Source organism: Carboxydothermus pertinax (genome assembly GCF_001950255.1).
Classification (GTDB): domain Bacteria; phylum Bacillota; class Z-2901; order Carboxydothermales; family Carboxydothermaceae; genus Carboxydothermus; species Carboxydothermus pertinax.
The window spans coordinates 19,644-35,696 of the sequence record NZ_BDJK01000010.1; the positions used below are offsets into that span (position 1 = coordinate 19,644).

Annotated in this window: 18 protein-coding genes; 13 read left to right on the plus strand and 5 right to left on the minus strand. The window is 37.8% G+C overall.

Features of this window, described 5'->3' with window-relative positions:
- Positions 1-5 precede the first annotated feature (5 nt).
- Genes cpu_RS03920 through cpu_RS03935 form a run of 4 tightly spaced genes read left to right on the plus strand, consistent with a single transcriptional unit; the run spans position 6 to position 2,490 of the window.
- Complete coding sequence (locus cpu_RS03920) at positions 6-761, plus strand: STAS domain-containing protein (protein WP_075858738.1); 756 nt, start codon at positions 6-8, stop codon at positions 759-761.
- Positions 762-1,115: an STAS domain-containing protein gene (locus tag cpu_RS03925; protein ID WP_075858739.1), complete on the plus strand. Its 354-nt coding sequence runs from the start codon at positions 762-764 to the stop codon at positions 1,113-1,115.
- Positions 1,112-1,504 (plus strand): anti-sigma regulatory factor, encoded by a 393-nt coding sequence (locus cpu_RS03930; RefSeq protein ID WP_234970179.1) that lies wholly within the window; start codon positions 1,112-1,114, stop codon positions 1,502-1,504. The genes cpu_RS03925 and cpu_RS03930 overlap by 4 nt, the downstream gene beginning before the upstream one ends.
- Positions 1,489-2,490: a hypothetical protein gene (locus cpu_RS03935; RefSeq protein ID WP_075858741.1), complete on the plus strand. Its 1,002-nt coding sequence runs from the start codon at positions 1,489-1,491 to the stop codon at positions 2,488-2,490. Before cpu_RS03930 ends, cpu_RS03935 begins: the two co-directional genes overlap by 16 nt.
- Before the next feature lie 26 nt (positions 2,491-2,516).
- On the opposite strand, the gene cpu_RS03940 is transcribed toward cpu_RS03935, so the two are convergent.
- On the minus strand, positions 2,517-3,512 hold the full coding sequence (locus cpu_RS03940; RefSeq protein ID WP_075858742.1) for an inorganic phosphate transporter: 996 nt from the start codon (positions 3,510-3,512) through the stop codon (positions 2,517-2,519).
- Positions 3,505-4,131 (minus strand): DUF47 domain-containing protein, encoded by a 627-nt coding sequence (locus tag cpu_RS03945; RefSeq protein WP_075858743.1) that lies wholly within the window; start codon positions 4,129-4,131, stop codon positions 3,505-3,507. Before cpu_RS03945 ends, cpu_RS03940 begins: the two co-directional genes overlap by 8 nt.
- A gap of 161 nt (positions 4,132-4,292) precedes the next feature.
- Between cpu_RS03945 and cpu_RS03950 the strand changes: the two genes are divergently transcribed.
- The 5 genes from cpu_RS03950 (at position 4,293) to cpu_RS03970 (ending at position 9,383) form a co-directional block, all read left to right on the plus strand.
- On the plus strand, positions 4,293-5,099 hold the full coding sequence (locus cpu_RS03950) for an MBL fold metallo-hydrolase (RefSeq protein ID WP_075858744.1): 807 nt from the start codon (positions 4,293-4,295) through the stop codon (positions 5,097-5,099).
- A 135-nt stretch (positions 5,100-5,234) separates the two neighbouring features.
- Entirely contained in the window at positions 5,235-6,599 is a 1,365-nt protein-coding gene (locus cpu_RS03955; protein ID WP_075858745.1) for a NapC/NirT family cytochrome c, read from the plus strand.
- A gap of 117 nt (positions 6,600-6,716) precedes the next feature.
- Positions 6,717-8,312 (plus strand): HAMP domain-containing histidine kinase, encoded by a 1,596-nt coding sequence (locus cpu_RS03960; protein WP_077177159.1) that lies wholly within the window; start codon positions 6,717-6,719, stop codon positions 8,310-8,312.
- On the plus strand, positions 8,305-8,997 hold the full coding sequence (locus cpu_RS03965; protein WP_075858746.1) for a response regulator transcription factor: 693 nt from the start codon (positions 8,305-8,307) through the stop codon (positions 8,995-8,997). The genes cpu_RS03960 and cpu_RS03965 overlap by 8 nt, the downstream gene beginning before the upstream one ends.
- Complete coding sequence (locus tag cpu_RS03970) at positions 8,994-9,383, plus strand: VOC family protein (RefSeq protein WP_200800634.1); 390 nt, start codon at positions 8,994-8,996, stop codon at positions 9,381-9,383. The genes cpu_RS03965 and cpu_RS03970 overlap by 4 nt, the downstream gene beginning before the upstream one ends.
- A gap of 46 nt (positions 9,384-9,429) precedes the next feature.
- Here cpu_RS03970 and cpu_RS03975 read toward each other — a convergent pair whose 3' ends face one another.
- Positions 9,430-10,674, minus strand: a complete 1,245-nt coding sequence (locus cpu_RS03975) for an ammonia-forming cytochrome c nitrite reductase subunit c552 (protein WP_075858747.1) — start codon at positions 10,672-10,674, stop codon at positions 9,430-9,432.
- A gap of 636 nt (positions 10,675-11,310) precedes the next feature.
- Between cpu_RS03975 and cpu_RS03980 the strand changes: the two genes are divergently transcribed.
- From cpu_RS03980 to cpu_RS13490, 4 genes are all read left to right on the plus strand, one after another.
- On the plus strand, positions 11,311-11,796 hold the full coding sequence (locus cpu_RS03980; protein WP_075858748.1) for a SurA N-terminal domain-containing protein: 486 nt from the start codon (positions 11,311-11,313) through the stop codon (positions 11,794-11,796).
- Between the two features lie 96 nt (positions 11,797-11,892).
- On the plus strand, positions 11,893-12,825 hold the full coding sequence (locus cpu_RS03985) for a PepSY domain-containing protein (RefSeq protein ID WP_075858749.1): 933 nt from the start codon (positions 11,893-11,895) through the stop codon (positions 12,823-12,825).
- An 85-nt stretch (positions 12,826-12,910) separates the two neighbouring features.
- Positions 12,911-13,483: a hypothetical protein gene (locus cpu_RS03990; RefSeq protein ID WP_075858750.1), complete on the plus strand. Its 573-nt coding sequence runs from the start codon at positions 12,911-12,913 to the stop codon at positions 13,481-13,483.
- A 182-nt stretch (positions 13,484-13,665) separates the two neighbouring features.
- The gene (locus cpu_RS13490; RefSeq protein ID WP_143299297.1) at positions 13,666-13,911 is read left to right on the plus strand and encodes a hypothetical protein; all 246 of its coding nucleotides are present in this window, start codon (positions 13,666-13,668) and stop codon (positions 13,909-13,911) included.
- Between the two features lie 20 nt (positions 13,912-13,931).
- Here cpu_RS13490 and cpu_RS04000 read toward each other — a convergent pair whose 3' ends face one another.
- Together cpu_RS04000 and cpu_RS04005 are read right to left on the minus strand one after the other, a co-directional pair.
- Positions 13,932-15,152, minus strand: coding sequence for an ABC transporter permease (locus cpu_RS04000; protein ID WP_075858752.1), 1,221 nt, complete (start codon positions 15,150-15,152; stop codon positions 13,932-13,934).
- A complete protein-coding gene (locus cpu_RS04005) occupies positions 15,139-15,861 on the minus strand; it encodes an ABC transporter ATP-binding protein (RefSeq protein ID WP_075858765.1) in 723 nt (240 codons plus the stop codon). Before cpu_RS04005 ends, cpu_RS04000 begins: the two co-directional genes overlap by 14 nt.
- Positions 15,862-16,053 lie beyond the last annotated feature (192 nt).

Genomic DNA, 16,053 nt, shown 5'->3' on the forward strand with positions numbered 1-16,053 from the left:
TCATTATGTTAAACTCGTTAATTTTGCAGAACAAAGACGTAGTGGTTGAGATTTACCAAGCTACTGGAAAAAATATTTTTACTTCCGATGAAGTTAAAGAAATCTTAGATTATATCGTGGGAGTAGAAGAAAAAAAGCTCGCCGAGGAAGTATTTTCAGAAAAATTGTACCAAAAATTTCGCCAACGTGAAGTGGACTATAATATTTTTTACGAAGAACTATATAAGATTAAAAAAGCGGTGGATGAACTTATTTTAAAACAACAAGGGGAAGTAGTAAATCTTCTTTTAGAAAATGAAAAGTATTTTCACGAGTTATATGCTGTTTTTAACAATAAGTTTGTTAAAGTTCAAAAAGAAATAATTAAAAACCAGATGCACTCCATTCAGGAGCTTTCCACCCCGGTGGTGGAGATTTGGGACAAAATACTGGCATTACCCATTATCGGGACTTTAGATTCCTACCGGGTTCGGACCATGATGGAGCAACTATTAGAAAAAATTCAAGAAGTTAAAGCTAAAATAGTTATAATTGATATTACAGGAGTGGCGGTAGTAGATACTGAGACTGCTAACTATCTAATTAAAACCGCTAAAGCGGCAGGATTAATGGGGTGTGAAGTTATTATAACGGGGATTCGACCGCAGATTGCCCAAACCATTGTTCAGCTGGGGATTTTTTTTGATCATTTTATTACAAAAGATACTTTAAAGGCTGGCCTAGAAGTGGCTTTTAAAAAATTAAATCTTGAGGTGAAATAAATGCAGGTCACGATTCTTGAAATAAATAAAGTTCTTATTTGTCCTCTGCAGGGGGAAATTCTGGATCTTCACGTTCAACAAATTCAAGAGGAAATTATCGCCAGGCTTTATAAGTCGGGAGCTAAAGGGGTTATCCTTGATGTTTCCGGACTTAGTTTAATTGATTCGTTCTTGGGCAGGGTGCTCGTGGAAATTACCCGCATGGTAAAAATAATGGGGGCGAAAGCGGCAATTACTGGTATTACCCCCCATGTAGCTATTACCATTGTTGAATTAGGACTTCCTTTAGAGCATTTGCGGACTTTTGGCTCGGTGGAAGAAGCGATCAGCTACATAGGGAGCGAATGGGAATGATAATTGAAATCAGGGCAGAAACAGACATCCTGACCGCAAGACAGGCCGGTAGAGAACTGGCCAAAAAAGCCGGGTTTGGTCTTATTGATGAAACCCGTATTGTTACTGCAATTTCTGAACTTGCCCGCAATATCTTAAAATATGCCGGAACTGGCACTGTGAAAATAAATAGTATAAGTAAAGAAGGTAAAAAGGGTATTGAAATAATCTGTGAGGACGAAGGACCGGGTATAGCAGATTTAGACCGGGTTTTAAAGGGCGGCTTTTCTACCTCTGGGGGGCTTGGCAGAGGGATAAGTGGCACCCGGGAACTAATGGATGAGTTTCATATTGAATCGGAGCTTGGTCATGGAACAAAAGTGGTGGTGCGAAAATGGTTAAGAAACTAGAATATTTTATCCATGGATTGGATGAAGCCCGGGGAATTGTTGGTAGAATAAAAAATGAGGGTTTTTTTTCTGGTAGATTTGCTTCGGAAATAGAGCTTTGTATTTTAGAACTGGCGGGGAATCTTGCCCGACATGGTGGTGGTGGAAAATTACTTTTAGAACTAAAGGAAGAAAAAATTAGCTTGAGGACTGAAAACTTTTTACCATATATCCCGGATTTTAGCCAGATATTTTCCGCGAGAGGCCATGGTTTGAGAACCGTAATGCGAATTATGGATGAAGTTTCCTTAGAAGCAATTTCAGGTCTGCCCTTTATAGTTAATGCCGTAAAGTATTTCAATTACTTTCCTACTTATAGGGGTTATTATGCTGAAAAAGGTTTAAAATTTTATAGCATTAAGCTGCCGGTTGGGCGGCTTTCCTTTTTCCTGCGGCCAATGATTGGGTTCGATATTGGGGGGGACGGTATTTTTCTTCACCAACAGCCGGACAAAGTGAAATTAACTTTGGTCGATGCTTTAGGACATGGATTAAAGGCTGCAAAGGTTTTAGAAATGATTAATCAATTTTACCAAGATGTTCAAAAAATTAACGAATGTGACCTAGAGCTTTTGCACAAACAACTTCAGGGAAGTCGTGGGGCGGCAATGGGTCAGGTATTTTTTGACCTTTCCTCAAAAAAACTGATATTTACAGGATGCGGAAACATAAGCACTACCATCTTTTTTAAAACTGATGCTTATAAAGCTTTAACCAGTGCTGATGGTATTGTTGGTTATGGTAAGCTTAGAACCTTTACAGAGAAGGTGGCTCTTGACCACTTTAAATATTTATACTTTCATAGTGATGGTGTGTCGTATTGCTGGTTAAGGGATAATATTGGTAAAGATTTTGGACCCCTTACTACACTGGCCGAGGGTGTTGGTAAATACGGAAAAAACCAGGATGATATTCTAGCAGGGGTATTGGTGTTGGGAGAAATATAAAAAAGCGGGGAAATACTCCCGCTTTTTTACTTTAAAAGAGAAACTAACTGGTACATCAATGCTGCCATTAATCCTGCGGCCGGTATCGTTAAAACCCAGGCAGTAACAATGTTTTTACCTACTTCCCAGTTAACTCCACTAAATCTTTTGGCAGACCCCACTCCCAAAATCGAAGAGGCAACTACGTGGGTGGTGCTGACCGGAGCTCCCCAAAGGGAGGAGCCATAAATTGTAATTGAAGATGAAAGGTCTGCCGCAAAGCCGTTTACCGGCTCAATCCGGAAGATTTTACTTCCCATCGTTTTAATAATCCGCCAGCCGCCGGTATAAGTCCCAAGGCCCATTGCTAGAGCACAGGCAAGTTTTACCCAAAGAGGTATCTCAAAGGTTTGAAGGTAACCAGCACTAAAAAGAGCTAAAGTTATAATACCCATTGATTTCTGGGCATCGTTCGAACCATGAGAAAAGGATGCCATAGCGGCTGACAATACCTGGAGTTTTCTAAACTTCATATTAAGGGGAAAAGGAGCAGACTTATCAAAAATCCAGAAAAAAGAAGTCATAATAATAAATCCGATAGAAAAACCAATAATGGGCGAAAGAATTAAGGGTAATAAAACTTTTTCCAAAATACCTCTTAAAAGAAGTGCCTGTACTCCAGATCCAGCAATGGTGGCTCCAATTAATCCCCCAATTAAAGCATGGGAGGAGCTGCTGGGTAGCCCAAAATACCAGGTAATAAGGTTCCAGATTATTGCTCCGATTAGCGCAGCTATAATAACAAACTGGTTTATGGCATTGGGAATTACAATTCCTTTACCGATAGTTTTTGCCACAGCTGTGCCAGATACCGCTCCAACAAAGTTTAATAACCCTGCCATTAAAACCGCCTGTTTTGGGGAAAGAGCACGGGTTGTAACTGAAGTTGCTACCGCATTGGCAGTATCGTGAAAACCATTTACGAAATCGAAGCTTATTGCTAGGATGGTTACAATGACTACTAATGTTAGCGTGCTAAGCATATTTTAAAACTACCCCTTTAATTAAATCTCCCAAATCTTCACATAAATCTAAGAGCTCTTCAATATGTTCGTAAATTTCTTTCCATTTAATTAATTCAATGGGGTCATGAACGTTTTTAAATAAATAAGAAGTACCTTCCTGGAAAATTTCATCGCCAACGCTTTCTAATCGGTTTATTTCCATACAAAGTTCAATTAATTTTTCATGGTGGGCTGGAACGTTGTCCAAGAGCTTAACTGCATCGTAAACTTGATGGGCAACTTTTTTGATTACTTCCACCATTTTTAAAGCTGTTTGGGTGGGGTTAATAGCGTCGTATAAGACCATTTTTAAATAGGTAGCATAAATAAAATCCAAAATATCGTCTAGATTTGCTGCGATTTTCATAATATCTTCCCGGTCCATCGGGGTGGAAAAGCTTTTATCAAGCTTATCTAATAAATTTCGGGTGACTTCATCCCCTCTACTTTCAATTGCTTTTAGGTCCTGTAAGTTTTCCTGGGCAGAATATGGAGAATTAACTGCCCTTACTAAAACCTCAGCGCCATCGACCACGTATTTGGCACTTTGACTAAAAAGCTCGAAAAAAATTGGTTTTTTTGGCTTTAAGGATATCATAATCTCCCTTTTCTCCTCCTTTTAAGAATACAGGATTCCGTTGTTATTTTACTTTCTCTCCTCTGGTATGTTAAAGCGAGTTTACAATCTATTAACAAAAAATTAACTCCTTAATAATTATGGTGTATAATTATTACAACCTAAGCAGGGAGGGGATGTAGGTGTTAAAAACAAGCTTTTTTAAACAAGTTATGATAATAAAAATGGGACGAACCCTATTTGGAAAATTACTATATCCAGTCTATTCCTTTTACTTTGATGGGGTGTTAATAGATACAGGTTGTTGGCACTGCCGTTTTGAATTTAGTTCTTTTTTTAATGAAATAACGGTAGATAAAGTTACTTTAACCCATTCCCATGAAGACCACATTGGCAATGTATGGTTAGCCAAACAAAAAAATATTCCTGTTTATGTTGACGAAAAGGGTATTCCCTTTTTGCAGGAGCCAAAAAAGTTAAATATGGAATTATACAGGAAAATTACCTGGGGTGTTCCGCTTAAAGCCGAGGCCTTGGCTTTAAAAAATACTGTTGAAACGCGAAATTTCACTTTGCAGGTGGTTAAAACCCCTGGTCACAGTCCTGACCATGTGTGTTTTTATGAACCAGAAAATAGTTTTTTATTTACCGGGGACTTATTTTTAGGAGAACACCAGCGGATACTAATGGCAACGGAAGATTTTTGGAAAATTTTAGATTCTTTAAAGACAGTAATTGCTCTAAAACCAAAATACCTTTTTTGCGGTTTAAACGGCGTAGTTTTAAAAGCAAACGAGGTACTCCAAAATAAGGTAAAATATTGGGAAGATTTGGCTTATAAAGTGTTGAATTTAAAGGAGAAGGGATTGAAAGTTGAAGAAATTGACCGGCTTATCTTTAAAAAGAAAAGTCTAATTTCTATTGTTTCCGGTGGTAGCTTTTCTTCATTGAATCTTGTACGTTCAATTATTAATAATCGGGAACAATAGAGAAAACTTGAAGGCACAAGCTTCTTATCCCTCGCAAATTACTGCGAGTTTTTTTATTTTTGTAAGAAATTTGTAAGAAATGAAAGTTATCATTATAACAAAATAAAGACTTAAATTATTTGGGGGGGTGCAAAGTTGAAGAAAAAATTACTGTTAACCCTGGTAATAGCAGGTATTATTTTGCTATCGGCGCTAGGAATTGGGATTCACGAGACCAGCAAGCCTACCTTTTGTAATACGTGCCATTCTATGAAGCCTTACGTAGCTGCCTGGAAAACTTCAGCTCATGCCAAGACCGACTGTATGGCTTGCCATCGGGACCCGGGGCTTGTAGGACTTGTAAAAGTTAAACTTGGTGGTCTCAAACAAGTGGCGATAGAGCTTAGCAGTAAGCCTGAACCGGAAGAAATTAAAGGCAAGGCAGATGTACCTAACCGTCGTTGTCAATCCTGCCATGATTTAAATAAACTTCCCGGGCCTACGGCCATAACCTTTAGCCACGAACTCCATGCCGGTAAAAAAGGGATACAATGCGTAACCTGTCATGGAGATTTGGTTCATGGAGAGCCAAAAACCTTAAAAATGCAGAACTGCCTTGACTGCCACAAAGAAAAGAGCGGGCCGGTAAGTTGTGAGAGCTGTCACCAAACTAAGGCGACCATGAAACCGCAAAATCATGACAGTAAGTGGTTAGCAGTTCACGGTGAGGCTGCCAAAAAAGATCTAAAATCCTGTACCACCTGCCACACCGGGGAATTGGGGGTAAATAAATACTGTAACACCTGCCATAATGGGTTGCCAATGCCTCACCCGCAAGGGTGGCTGCAAAATCACAAGGTTTCCGATGTAAAAGTATGCAACACCTGCCATGAAAAGCCCGTAGAAGGCGGAAAGGCCCAAACCTGTATTAGCTGTCACCAAGTTAAACTACCACACCCTGCTACTTGGAAAAAAGACCATGGAAAGTTTACTTTGCAAAATAAAAACGTCAATTGCTATTCTTGCCATACAAAAACCGAATGCAGTAGTTGCCACAAGGTAGACATGCCTCACCCATACGCCTGGAATAAGACTCATGGAGCTACGGCTTTAGCAAAGGGAAGCAGTACCTGCTATACCTGCCATAGTAAAAGTAGCTGTAACAGTTGCCATACGAGTAAATCGCCGCATAATAGCACCTTTTTAACCGTTCACAGCAAGAAATATAGGGAAAATCCGGCAAAATGCAATACCTGTCATACTAATAAAACTAACTGCAATACCTGCCACCAGAAGCTTGGCCACGGGAGTAGCTGGATAGTACGTCATGGGCAAGTAGCGCAATCCCAAACCTCATGTACTCCCTGTCACCGACAGCCGGATTATTGCAGTACCTGCCATCCTAAAACCGGTCACGATGAACGCTGGATACAAAACCATGGTATTACAGCAAAACTTCGTCCTGAGAGCTGTAAACCCTGTCATGATTTCAAAAGTTTTTGCCAAAAATGTCATGCTTAAGGTCTTTGATTGAGCCGGGCACTGCCCGGATTTTTGTTTATTGGTAAAATTTCTTTTCTTCGAAAATTGAAGAATGATTGTTATAATTATCGTAGAGCATGTAAAGGGGCAGAAAAAATGATGGGTGAAATTAAATTAAGCCAAAAGCTTATGCTGGGAATGGGGATTGTGATTGGCTTTTTTTCCCTTTTGGCCTTTATTTGGAACGTTGCGGAAACCCGATACAGTTACCAAAACGAGCTTTTGGAAAAAGCCCGGGTTATCACTTCCGGGTTGGTGGCAACGCGCCGGGTGATTGCTGAAAGTCAAAATAAAATAAATTACGACAGCCGGGGGCATTTTGAGTTTAAGCACTTAAATCCTGCAGCGGTTGGACGACAGGTGGCAAAGTATTTCAATCAAAATACTGGTTATCGCTTAAAGCAGACCCGCCTTAAATATCGCAATCCCGAGAATGCTCCGGACCCTGTAGAAAAAGAAATGTTAAAAATTCTAGCAACAAATCCTGGAAAATTAGAACTTTATCGCAACATTGAAAGGGATGGTCACCGTTATTTTTATTATATGAAGCCTTTATACATTGAAGAGCCATGCCTTTCTTGCCACGGTGAGCCCGTTGGGGTAAAGGATATTGCAGGCTATCCAAAAGAAGGGTACAAACTTGGTGATTTTGCAGGAGCTATTTCGCTGGTGATTCCTGCGGATAATTTGCAAATAGAGTTTGAGCGTAAACTAAAAGGGAATTTCTTATTGCTCCTTGCCTTTTTAGGAACTATCGGTCTTTTTAGCTTTACAGTGATAAAAAATACCATTGAAGAGCCGCTTAAAGAAATTGTGGCTATGACTGGCGAGGTGGCCTCAGGTAACTTTAAGACAAAAGTTTTAGAAACTAACAGCCGGGAGATTAAAGAACTTTCCGAAAACTTCCACCAAATGGCCCAAAAATTAAAAGAACTTTATCAAAATTTAGAGGAGAAAGTCAAAGAACGAACCTTTGAACTAGCTCAGGCTAACGAGGAGCTAGCTCGGGCCAATGCTTTTAAATCAGAAATAATTGCTATGGTCAGCCATGAGCTTAAAACTCCGCTTACCAGTATCTTAGCTTTTAGTGAGATTCTTCTTGTTGACAGTGAAAACTTACTTCCCTGGCAAAAAGAATATTTAGAAGATATAATGGATAGTGGGCAGGAACTTTTAAAACAAATTGAAAGCCTTTTAACCATGGCAAAAATTGAAGCTGGTAAAATCACCATTACGTATTCGACGATAAATTTAAAAGAATTTTTTGAGCAGTGTTTTAAATTTTATAAAAATAAAGCAAAAACACGCCTGTTAAATTTAGAAATACATCCCAATATTTCTGGCGTATTAACCACCGATGAACAAAAACTAAAGTTAATCCTGGGAAATATAATCGGTAACGCTATTAAATTTACTCCACCGGGGGGTAAGATTTCTGTAGGATTGCGGAAAATCTTTGGCCGCCTGTATATCTATGTAAAAGATACCGGTCCGGGAATTGCGACCGAAGACTTACCCAATATCTTTAATAAGTTTTGGCGCAAAGATCAAAAAGTTGACGGTACTGGTCTTGGGCTTACTTTGGCAAAAGACCTGTGTGAACTTTTAGGTTACGAAATTAAAGTAAAGTCTAAACTCGGCCGGGGAAGCAGTTTTTATCTTGTTATTAAGGAAGGGTTTAGCGATGTATAAAATTTTGGTGGTAGAAGATGACCTGAAAATCCAAAAAGCTCTTGCCCATCTTTTAAAAGCGGAAAATTATGATTTTGTCCAGACTTATGACGGGGAGTCAGCGGTCGAACATTTTTACCGGGAGAATTTTGATCTTGTAATCTTGGATTTAAATCTACCAAAACAGGATGGTTTTACGGTTTTACAGGAAATAAAAAGCCGGGAAGATGTTCCGGTTATCATTCTTACGGCCCGGGGAGAGGAAATGGATAAGATTACCGGATTTACCCTGGGAGTGGATGATTATTTAACTAAACCCTTCAGTCCTGCTGAATTAATGCTCAGGATAAAAGCAGTCTTGCGGCGTTACCGTAAGGGCAAGGGTGAAGGAGAAATTTTAAGATACGGTGAGGTAGTATTAAATTTAAAAACCAGAGAAGTCTTAAAAAATGGTAAGCCGGTGGAATTGACTTCTAAAGAATACGCTTTATTTGAACTTTTTTTAAAAAATTCCAACCGAGTTTTTACCAAAGAGGAAATTATTGACCGCCTTTGGCCCGACAGCTATCCCGAAGATCCAAATATCGTTTCGGTATTGGTCCGAAGGCTTCGGGAAAAAATAGAAGAGGACCCAGGCCATCCCCGAATAATTAAAACCGTTTGGGGAGTGGGATATAAAGCAATTAAACCGGAGAAAGGAGAATGAAAATGGATTTAAAACTATCTCATGTAACTATTTTTGTTCGCGACCAGGAAGAGGCTCTTGCCTGGTACACCGATAAACTGGGGTTTGTTAAAAAAGAAGATAATACTTTTGGACCGGGTATGCGCTGGCTTACAGTTTCACCACCAAATCAGGAGATTGAGTTTGTATTGTATAAGCCTTTTGGAGAAGGGGCAGAAGAACAATTAAAACTTGTTGGGAAAAATGGTACCTGGGTACTTTTGACTTCTGATTGCCGGAAAACTTGCGAAGAACTACAAGCCCGGGGAGTAGAAGTTATTTCTCCGCCGCAGGAAGTACCTTGGGGAGTATCGGCCCTGTTTAAAGATTTATACGGAAATGTTTACAACTTAGTAGAAAGAAAATAGCCCGCAAAATCAGCGGGCTATTTTCTTTAGAGCGGTGTTGAGTGGATTATTTTTTGGCTTCTAAAGCTTTTATTTTGGCCTGATAGGCAAGCTCAATGGATTTATTTAAAGTCGCAAAGGCTTTAGCCGGGTTGTGGAAACCGGTGGAGTTTTCTGCTGCTACATAATCCCAGTACCACTGGCTTTCCCGTTGAAGCTTTTGTGCTTCGGCTAAAATCGCTGGATCGTAAGTGCCTGCTGCTACCGATTTAATAGTATTTAGAGTTTCAGCATTGGCCTCTCCAGCCCGGTCTATAGCGGCTTTAACCCGGTCTTGAATATAAAATACCCTATCCATTAAGAATTTAGCGTCTTTCGTATGGCATTTCTTACAGGCGGACATATCTTTTAAGGGAGAAGTCCACTGGTGGCTGGCCACCGTAAAAGTAAGATTGCCACTTTTCACAGTTTTCTTGGGCATGTGGCAGTCAGGACAAGTAGCGCCAGCTTTCTGGTGCGTGCTTCCCTGGAACATTTCAAATTCCGGATGCTGGGCTTTTAGTTCTTTTACAAAGGTAGAGGGATTGGTCCAGTCGCTAAAGGCTCGTTCTTCATAGTACTGGTAGATGTTTTCCGGATCAAATCCTTTATCCCAGGGGAAGGTTAACTTCTTGCCGTTTTGCGGGTCAAAGAAGTATTCCACGTGGCACTGACCACAGACATAAGTGCGCATCTGGGACTGGGACGCTTTGGTTACATCAATTCCTCGCCGCTTCATAGCTTCAATGAACGCGGGCCGTGTAACAACTAACTTGAAGGTTTTTAAGTCGTGGCAATCGCTGCAGCCGATGGAGTGTTTAAATTCATCCTGATAAACCAACATTGGTAAAGTATAGTAGGCATCGCCGTACTTTTTCATTGCGGCCGGCACATCGGAAGACTTACAGGTCATACAGGTCATCGGAGTTGCGGGAGACAGTCGCTTGGTCGATTTTACATCTTCTAAAGTATAATAGTGTCCCCGGTCTTCGTTGTAGTCTTTACTGAAGGGATAGCCTTCCCAGAGGGTTTTTAAGTACGGAGATTCTTCTAAGTGGGAATAGGGTACTGAGCCGCCGTACTTACTGGGCTCCTTTTTCATTTCACTGTTTTTAAAGAAAGTTTTAGAAACTTCCGCAATGATTTGCGAAAGGGTAGGTTTTGGCGGGGCTTTTTTTACAGCAGCTTCGGTAGTAACCACCGGGCTTACTATTACCAAAGCTAAAATTAAAAGTAAAAGTCCGCCGGTGATAAGATAATAAAACTTCTTCATGAACATCCCTCCTTGAAAGTGTTTGTTTTCACTTTTACTCTAAGAGATATTTCTTACAAAATTCTTACAAAATTTATTTTTTCATAAAATTTTCTTGACGAATTGGGAAGTAACTGGGAAAATAAAAGTAAAAATATACCAGTAAAGGAATGGTAGGCGTGACTGTTTCTATTAAAAAAACTACTTAAATTTTTAGGAATTTTCTGATAGAGCTGCAAAGCTTCCGCTCTTGCAGCAAAGAATCTTTATCTGAAAAAGACTGAACTACTAACAGGTCGAGGTTACCCCTACCTAAGATACCGGGACGGGAAAATGTGAGGAGGCTACTTATGCACTTTGATTGGATGGATTTTTTGTGGACGGTAATTAACTTTTGTATATTAATTGGAATGCTATATATTGCGGTAAGGTTTATTAAAAAATACTGGTAGTCTTATTTTTAAGGGTGGTAAAAAAGGTGAGGAGAAAAGGAATTTTTATCCTATTAATTGTTTTAATATTCCTCTTTTTTTTTTTACTCTAACACCAACCGCAGAAATTTTAAATGATAAATTTAAACAGTTTGGCGAGTTTCTAAAAGAGATTAATCACAATAAAAAGTATGATGTAGTTGTTGCCAGAATTGGTGACCGGGATGTGACGCTAAGAGAGTTTGAACTGTTTAAAAGAAGTTATGCTTTAGACGACAGAACTGTTACTCCGGAAGAGGTGCTGGAGGAATTAAAGAGACGAACGGTGTTGAAGGAAGAAGCCGAAAAACGAAAAATAACTGTTTCCGATGAAGAAGTAGAAAAGGCAATCCAGGATTATAAAGAAGGGATGGAAAACTTAAAAAAGACCAATCCGGCAGAGTATAGCGAGTTTCTAAGTTACCTTAAAGGGTTAAATATGACCGAAGAACAATACTGGAAAAGTAAAGAAGTTTTTGAAATTTACCGTAAGGCTCTTGTAACAGGGACGGTTCGGAAAGCGATTTTAAAAGAGTTGAGTGAAAAATATAACCTTACTGGAAATGAGCTTCAGAAAAAGTATCGGGATTATATCGAAGAAGAAAAGGCAAAACTTAAAGTTAAAATTTTAAGACCGGAACTTATCGGAATAAAAAACAGTACAGATTCCTAAGAGCCGCAGCCTACCTTGGGATATATTAACAGTAAGTTTTAACCAAAGGGGTGTGGCTTTTTATGTTAAGTAAATTTGGGGACGGTGATTTTACAGTTGGGAAGAAAAATATCTTTAATTATTTTTATTTGGTTTTTTTTAAATTTATTTTTATTTAACAATGAAATAAGTACAATAGCAGGTAATTTGTTTCAAACTCCTGCAGATAAAAATAAGGAAATGAAGGAGCTGGGAATTTTTCTTGGTAACGAAGTGAAAATAGATAACGAGGAGTTAAGAAATATAGATTTTAGGAAATTGAAAAATAAGGTTAATGAATTTTTAGGAGAAAAAGATTTTAAAATTACCTTAACTAATATTGAAATGGAGGGAAACCAAAGAAATATTGAAGTTAAAGTAAAATTAAGTGACAGTACAAGGTATATAACGCTCGTTCCAGATCTCAATTATGAAGTAGTGAGATTTACTGATGAAAATGCCATAAGTTCTAATTTAAGCCTACCGGTAATAGCTCATGAAATAGCCAAAGAGACTGCCTTTAATTTTGTCATAAAGCATTTTAAGCCGTTTAATTCATATAACATGATTTTGGACGAAGACAAGTATTTTAATCGAGGGTCTCTGCGAGAATATAGATTTGTATGGAATGCGGTAGATGGCGAAATAAAACTACCCATATTTGTTGCCGTAGCGGTTGATGCCATAAGCGGTAAAATAATTAGTTACACCTGTGGTTATACTGGTGAAAAGTTTAAAAAGTTAACGCCGAGAATATCAACAAAAAAAGCGTTAGAAATACTTGAGAAAAAATACCCCGGTAACGAAATTAAAGATTACAACATTACATTAATGATTGGGATTGATCATAAGAGCAAAGTTCAGGAAAATATTTTAAAATATTCGATTGAATATAAATTTAACGTTCCCCAGGATAAATGCTTTTATGAAAAAGGCAAATGGATTCATCACGGTGGAAGGATAGAAATAAATGCGGAATCGGGGGAAATTATCACTGAAGGGATTTATTAAAATCTAAGATTTTGGGGAGGATGGTTTTAATGAGTATTGGAGATGATGGTTTGGCGGTGGCCGTGAAGGAAAGGAAGATATTTTCATGAAAAAGAAAAAAATATTTTTAATTTTTATTTTGGGTATTATTCTTTTGCTTTCAACTGCCTGTAGTACCAATTATGATGAAAATACATTAAAAAGTATTTTAATAAAAGAAATAAAAGAAAATATTCTGCCAGCCGAAAATATCAAGGTAGTTTTATTAAAAAAATTTAATAAAAATGAGTATGTAGCTATTTGTAATTATGACATTGTAAATATAAATTATGAAGATCTCGTGCAAATAAATATTAAATACGGCAAAGTTAACGTATATGGCTTAGGCGGAGGTATTGGAAAAACCAGTCCCGATCAAAAGATGACCATTTCCAGTACTTCGTATGATTCGGAAAAATTCAAATTTTTAATGGTTTACGGAACAGTATTTGATAAACGTATTGCCAAAGTTAAGGTAGTGTATGTTGATGGTAAAGAGGAAGTAAGCGATGTAAGTTACGAAAGCGATCTTGGCGGATATCTTTTCTACCGGGAGAATTATGTAAAAGGCTTTAAAAGAGTAGAAGCCTATGATAAAAATGGCAATTTGATAGAAAGATCCGATCAGTTGGGAGGTTGATGTGGTATATGTTAGGGTTTTTGAAAAAATTCATTTTCTTATTTTTCCTGTTGCTTTTATTAATAATACAAGACAAAGCAGGTCTTCATCTAAAAAAATTAGTCGCCTATGGAGAACTAAAGGGTTATTTTTATTTAGGTTTTTTAAGCCTTTATCCGGTATTAATTGGAGGATTTCTGTTTTTGACGTTAAAAGAATTTGCTTTAATTAATTTACCGCAAAATACTTTGAAAACTACTGTAGTGCCGCTAATTGTTTTTCTTTATATCACCTTAATGCCGCTTTTATATTACACTCCGGTTGCCAAATATTTACCTCTTGGCTCAGCCCTTTTGCAGTATCCGGCGTTAATTAATATTAGCGGTATTGCTGCTGGTTTTCTATTACCTGGGTTAATCTTTAAACCCCAAAAGCATTTTTCCGGCTAATTTTTTGGCTATCCCGACAATTAATTTTTTAAAAGAAGATAAAAGGTTACAAATTTACAAAGGTAAAAAACTAGAACAATGGATATTGGAATCACTAAGAGAGTACCTATCCAGGCAAAGGTTTGATAGCCTACAATTAGACTTAGTAATAAAACGCCCGGTAAGGACATTAAAAATAAAAATTTTTGTAAAGCTAGAGCCTTATCCTCGCGTTTCCAGGCGAACATTTGTAAAAAGGGAGCTTTTGTTATTTCCTGCCAGTATAAACCAACATAATTAACCCAGATAAAAGCTAAGGCTAACAAAACTAGCCCCTTTAAATTAACGGGAACCGTTACGACAATTAACACACAAAGTAACAAAACCTGAAAATATTCTTTTAAGCTCTGGTTATCTCTTAAAACAGCTTTAATACCTAACTCAACTAAACCATTTTGGGGAGTACGTTTCTTGAATAAAAGATTTGAACGAGGAAAAAGCCAGGGACGTAGCCTTTGATTTTTGGGTTTCTTAATGTCTTTAACCGAGAAGCTTAAGAAGAAGCTGGCTAATCTAAATCTTAAGTTTTTTTCTCGTTCCACATCCGATAGAAAATTACTTAGAAGATTAAGCCTTTTTGCGGTCAAAATTAGAGAAACTATAAACAAAATAATTATTGCAAAAATAGAGGCTAATAAATTTTTAATTATGCTTAAAAAAATTATGCTGCCTAAAAGAAGTGCCAATCTTCCTAAAATAAATTGTTTCCAACCATAAATTTTTATGGTTAGAAGCTGTTTTGCCAAACCTACAACTATTTTTAAAAAGAAAGTAAGGAAAAAAAGAATAATAATGAATGTCAAAGAAACTTGGTAATATTTAAGAAATGGAACCAGTAAAACCAGGAAAAATAAGGTAAAGACGAAGAATAAAAAGAAGGAATAAATAAGACTTAGTTTCAAAATTTGCTTTAACCATTTCTTTTGAGCTAATAAAAAGAGCTGGTCCCCTTCTTCAAAAAATATCCGAAGCGAGCCAGACCAAGCAAAGATATAGAAAATTAGCAAAAATAGTTCTAAGGGTACAGGACTTAACCAGGTTGGGGGAACTTTCCACCACAGAAGATATTGGCGAACTCCCAGTATAAAACCAGGGAGCAGTATATAAAGAGCTATCATCCAGTTAATAACCAGCCGCCAGACACTGTACTGAAATTTCCAATCATTAATAAGCCGCTGAAAGAATAATTTATTTGGCGTCATAGTATATCGTCTCCAAAATAAAATTAAAACAATCAAAAAGAGAGGCTCCTGGCAGATGGCATTTTTCCTGGATTTCTGGAATACTTCCTTGAGCGACAATTTTACCATCAGCTATTAAGATAACAGAATCACAGATCTTCTCGGCGATATCCAATTGATGGGTTGAGATGAGAATACCGGCTTCCCGGGTCTTTTCTTCCTTTAAAAACCGCAAAAACTCCAGGGTTGCCCGGGGGTCGAGCCCGACAAAGGGTTCATCAATAATATAAACATCCGGCTGGATTAAAAAGCCTACAATAAGCATGACCTTTTGTTGCATGCCTTTGGAAAAACTAGAGGGAAAATGGTGTTTAACTTCTTTTAGGGAAAAGGTGTTAAGTAGGTTTTCGGCCTTTTCGAGAAAGACTTCGCGCTTTATTTCGTAGGCGGCGGCTGCCAGTTCTAAATGTTCCCATAAAGTTAAATTATCGTAAAGAATTGGTTGCTCCGGTATATAAACATAATTTTTCTTTTCTCCGCAAAACTGAATGTTTCCTTCAAATTCCGGCAAAAGCCCTGTTATAGCTTTAATGGTGGTGCTTTTACCCGCTCCGTTAGGGCCAATTAAACCAACCAGTTCACCTTTATTAAGGTTAAATTGTATGTTGCTTACGGCGTTTTTCTTACTTATGTAGCCGGCTCGGTTTATCTTGACTTGCAATACATCCACCAACCGTATCCCCCTTAAATTTTTAGAGTATGTTTTGTGTAAAAATATTACTTTATTTTCCACAATTTTCATGATTTAAATTTAGCACGAAGAAACTTTAATGACAAGATTATTCCAGAATCCTCTTTTCATAGGGTGGTATTTAAAATTGATAGTTTATTTTTTCAATATTTGCTAACAAAAATCCTTTAT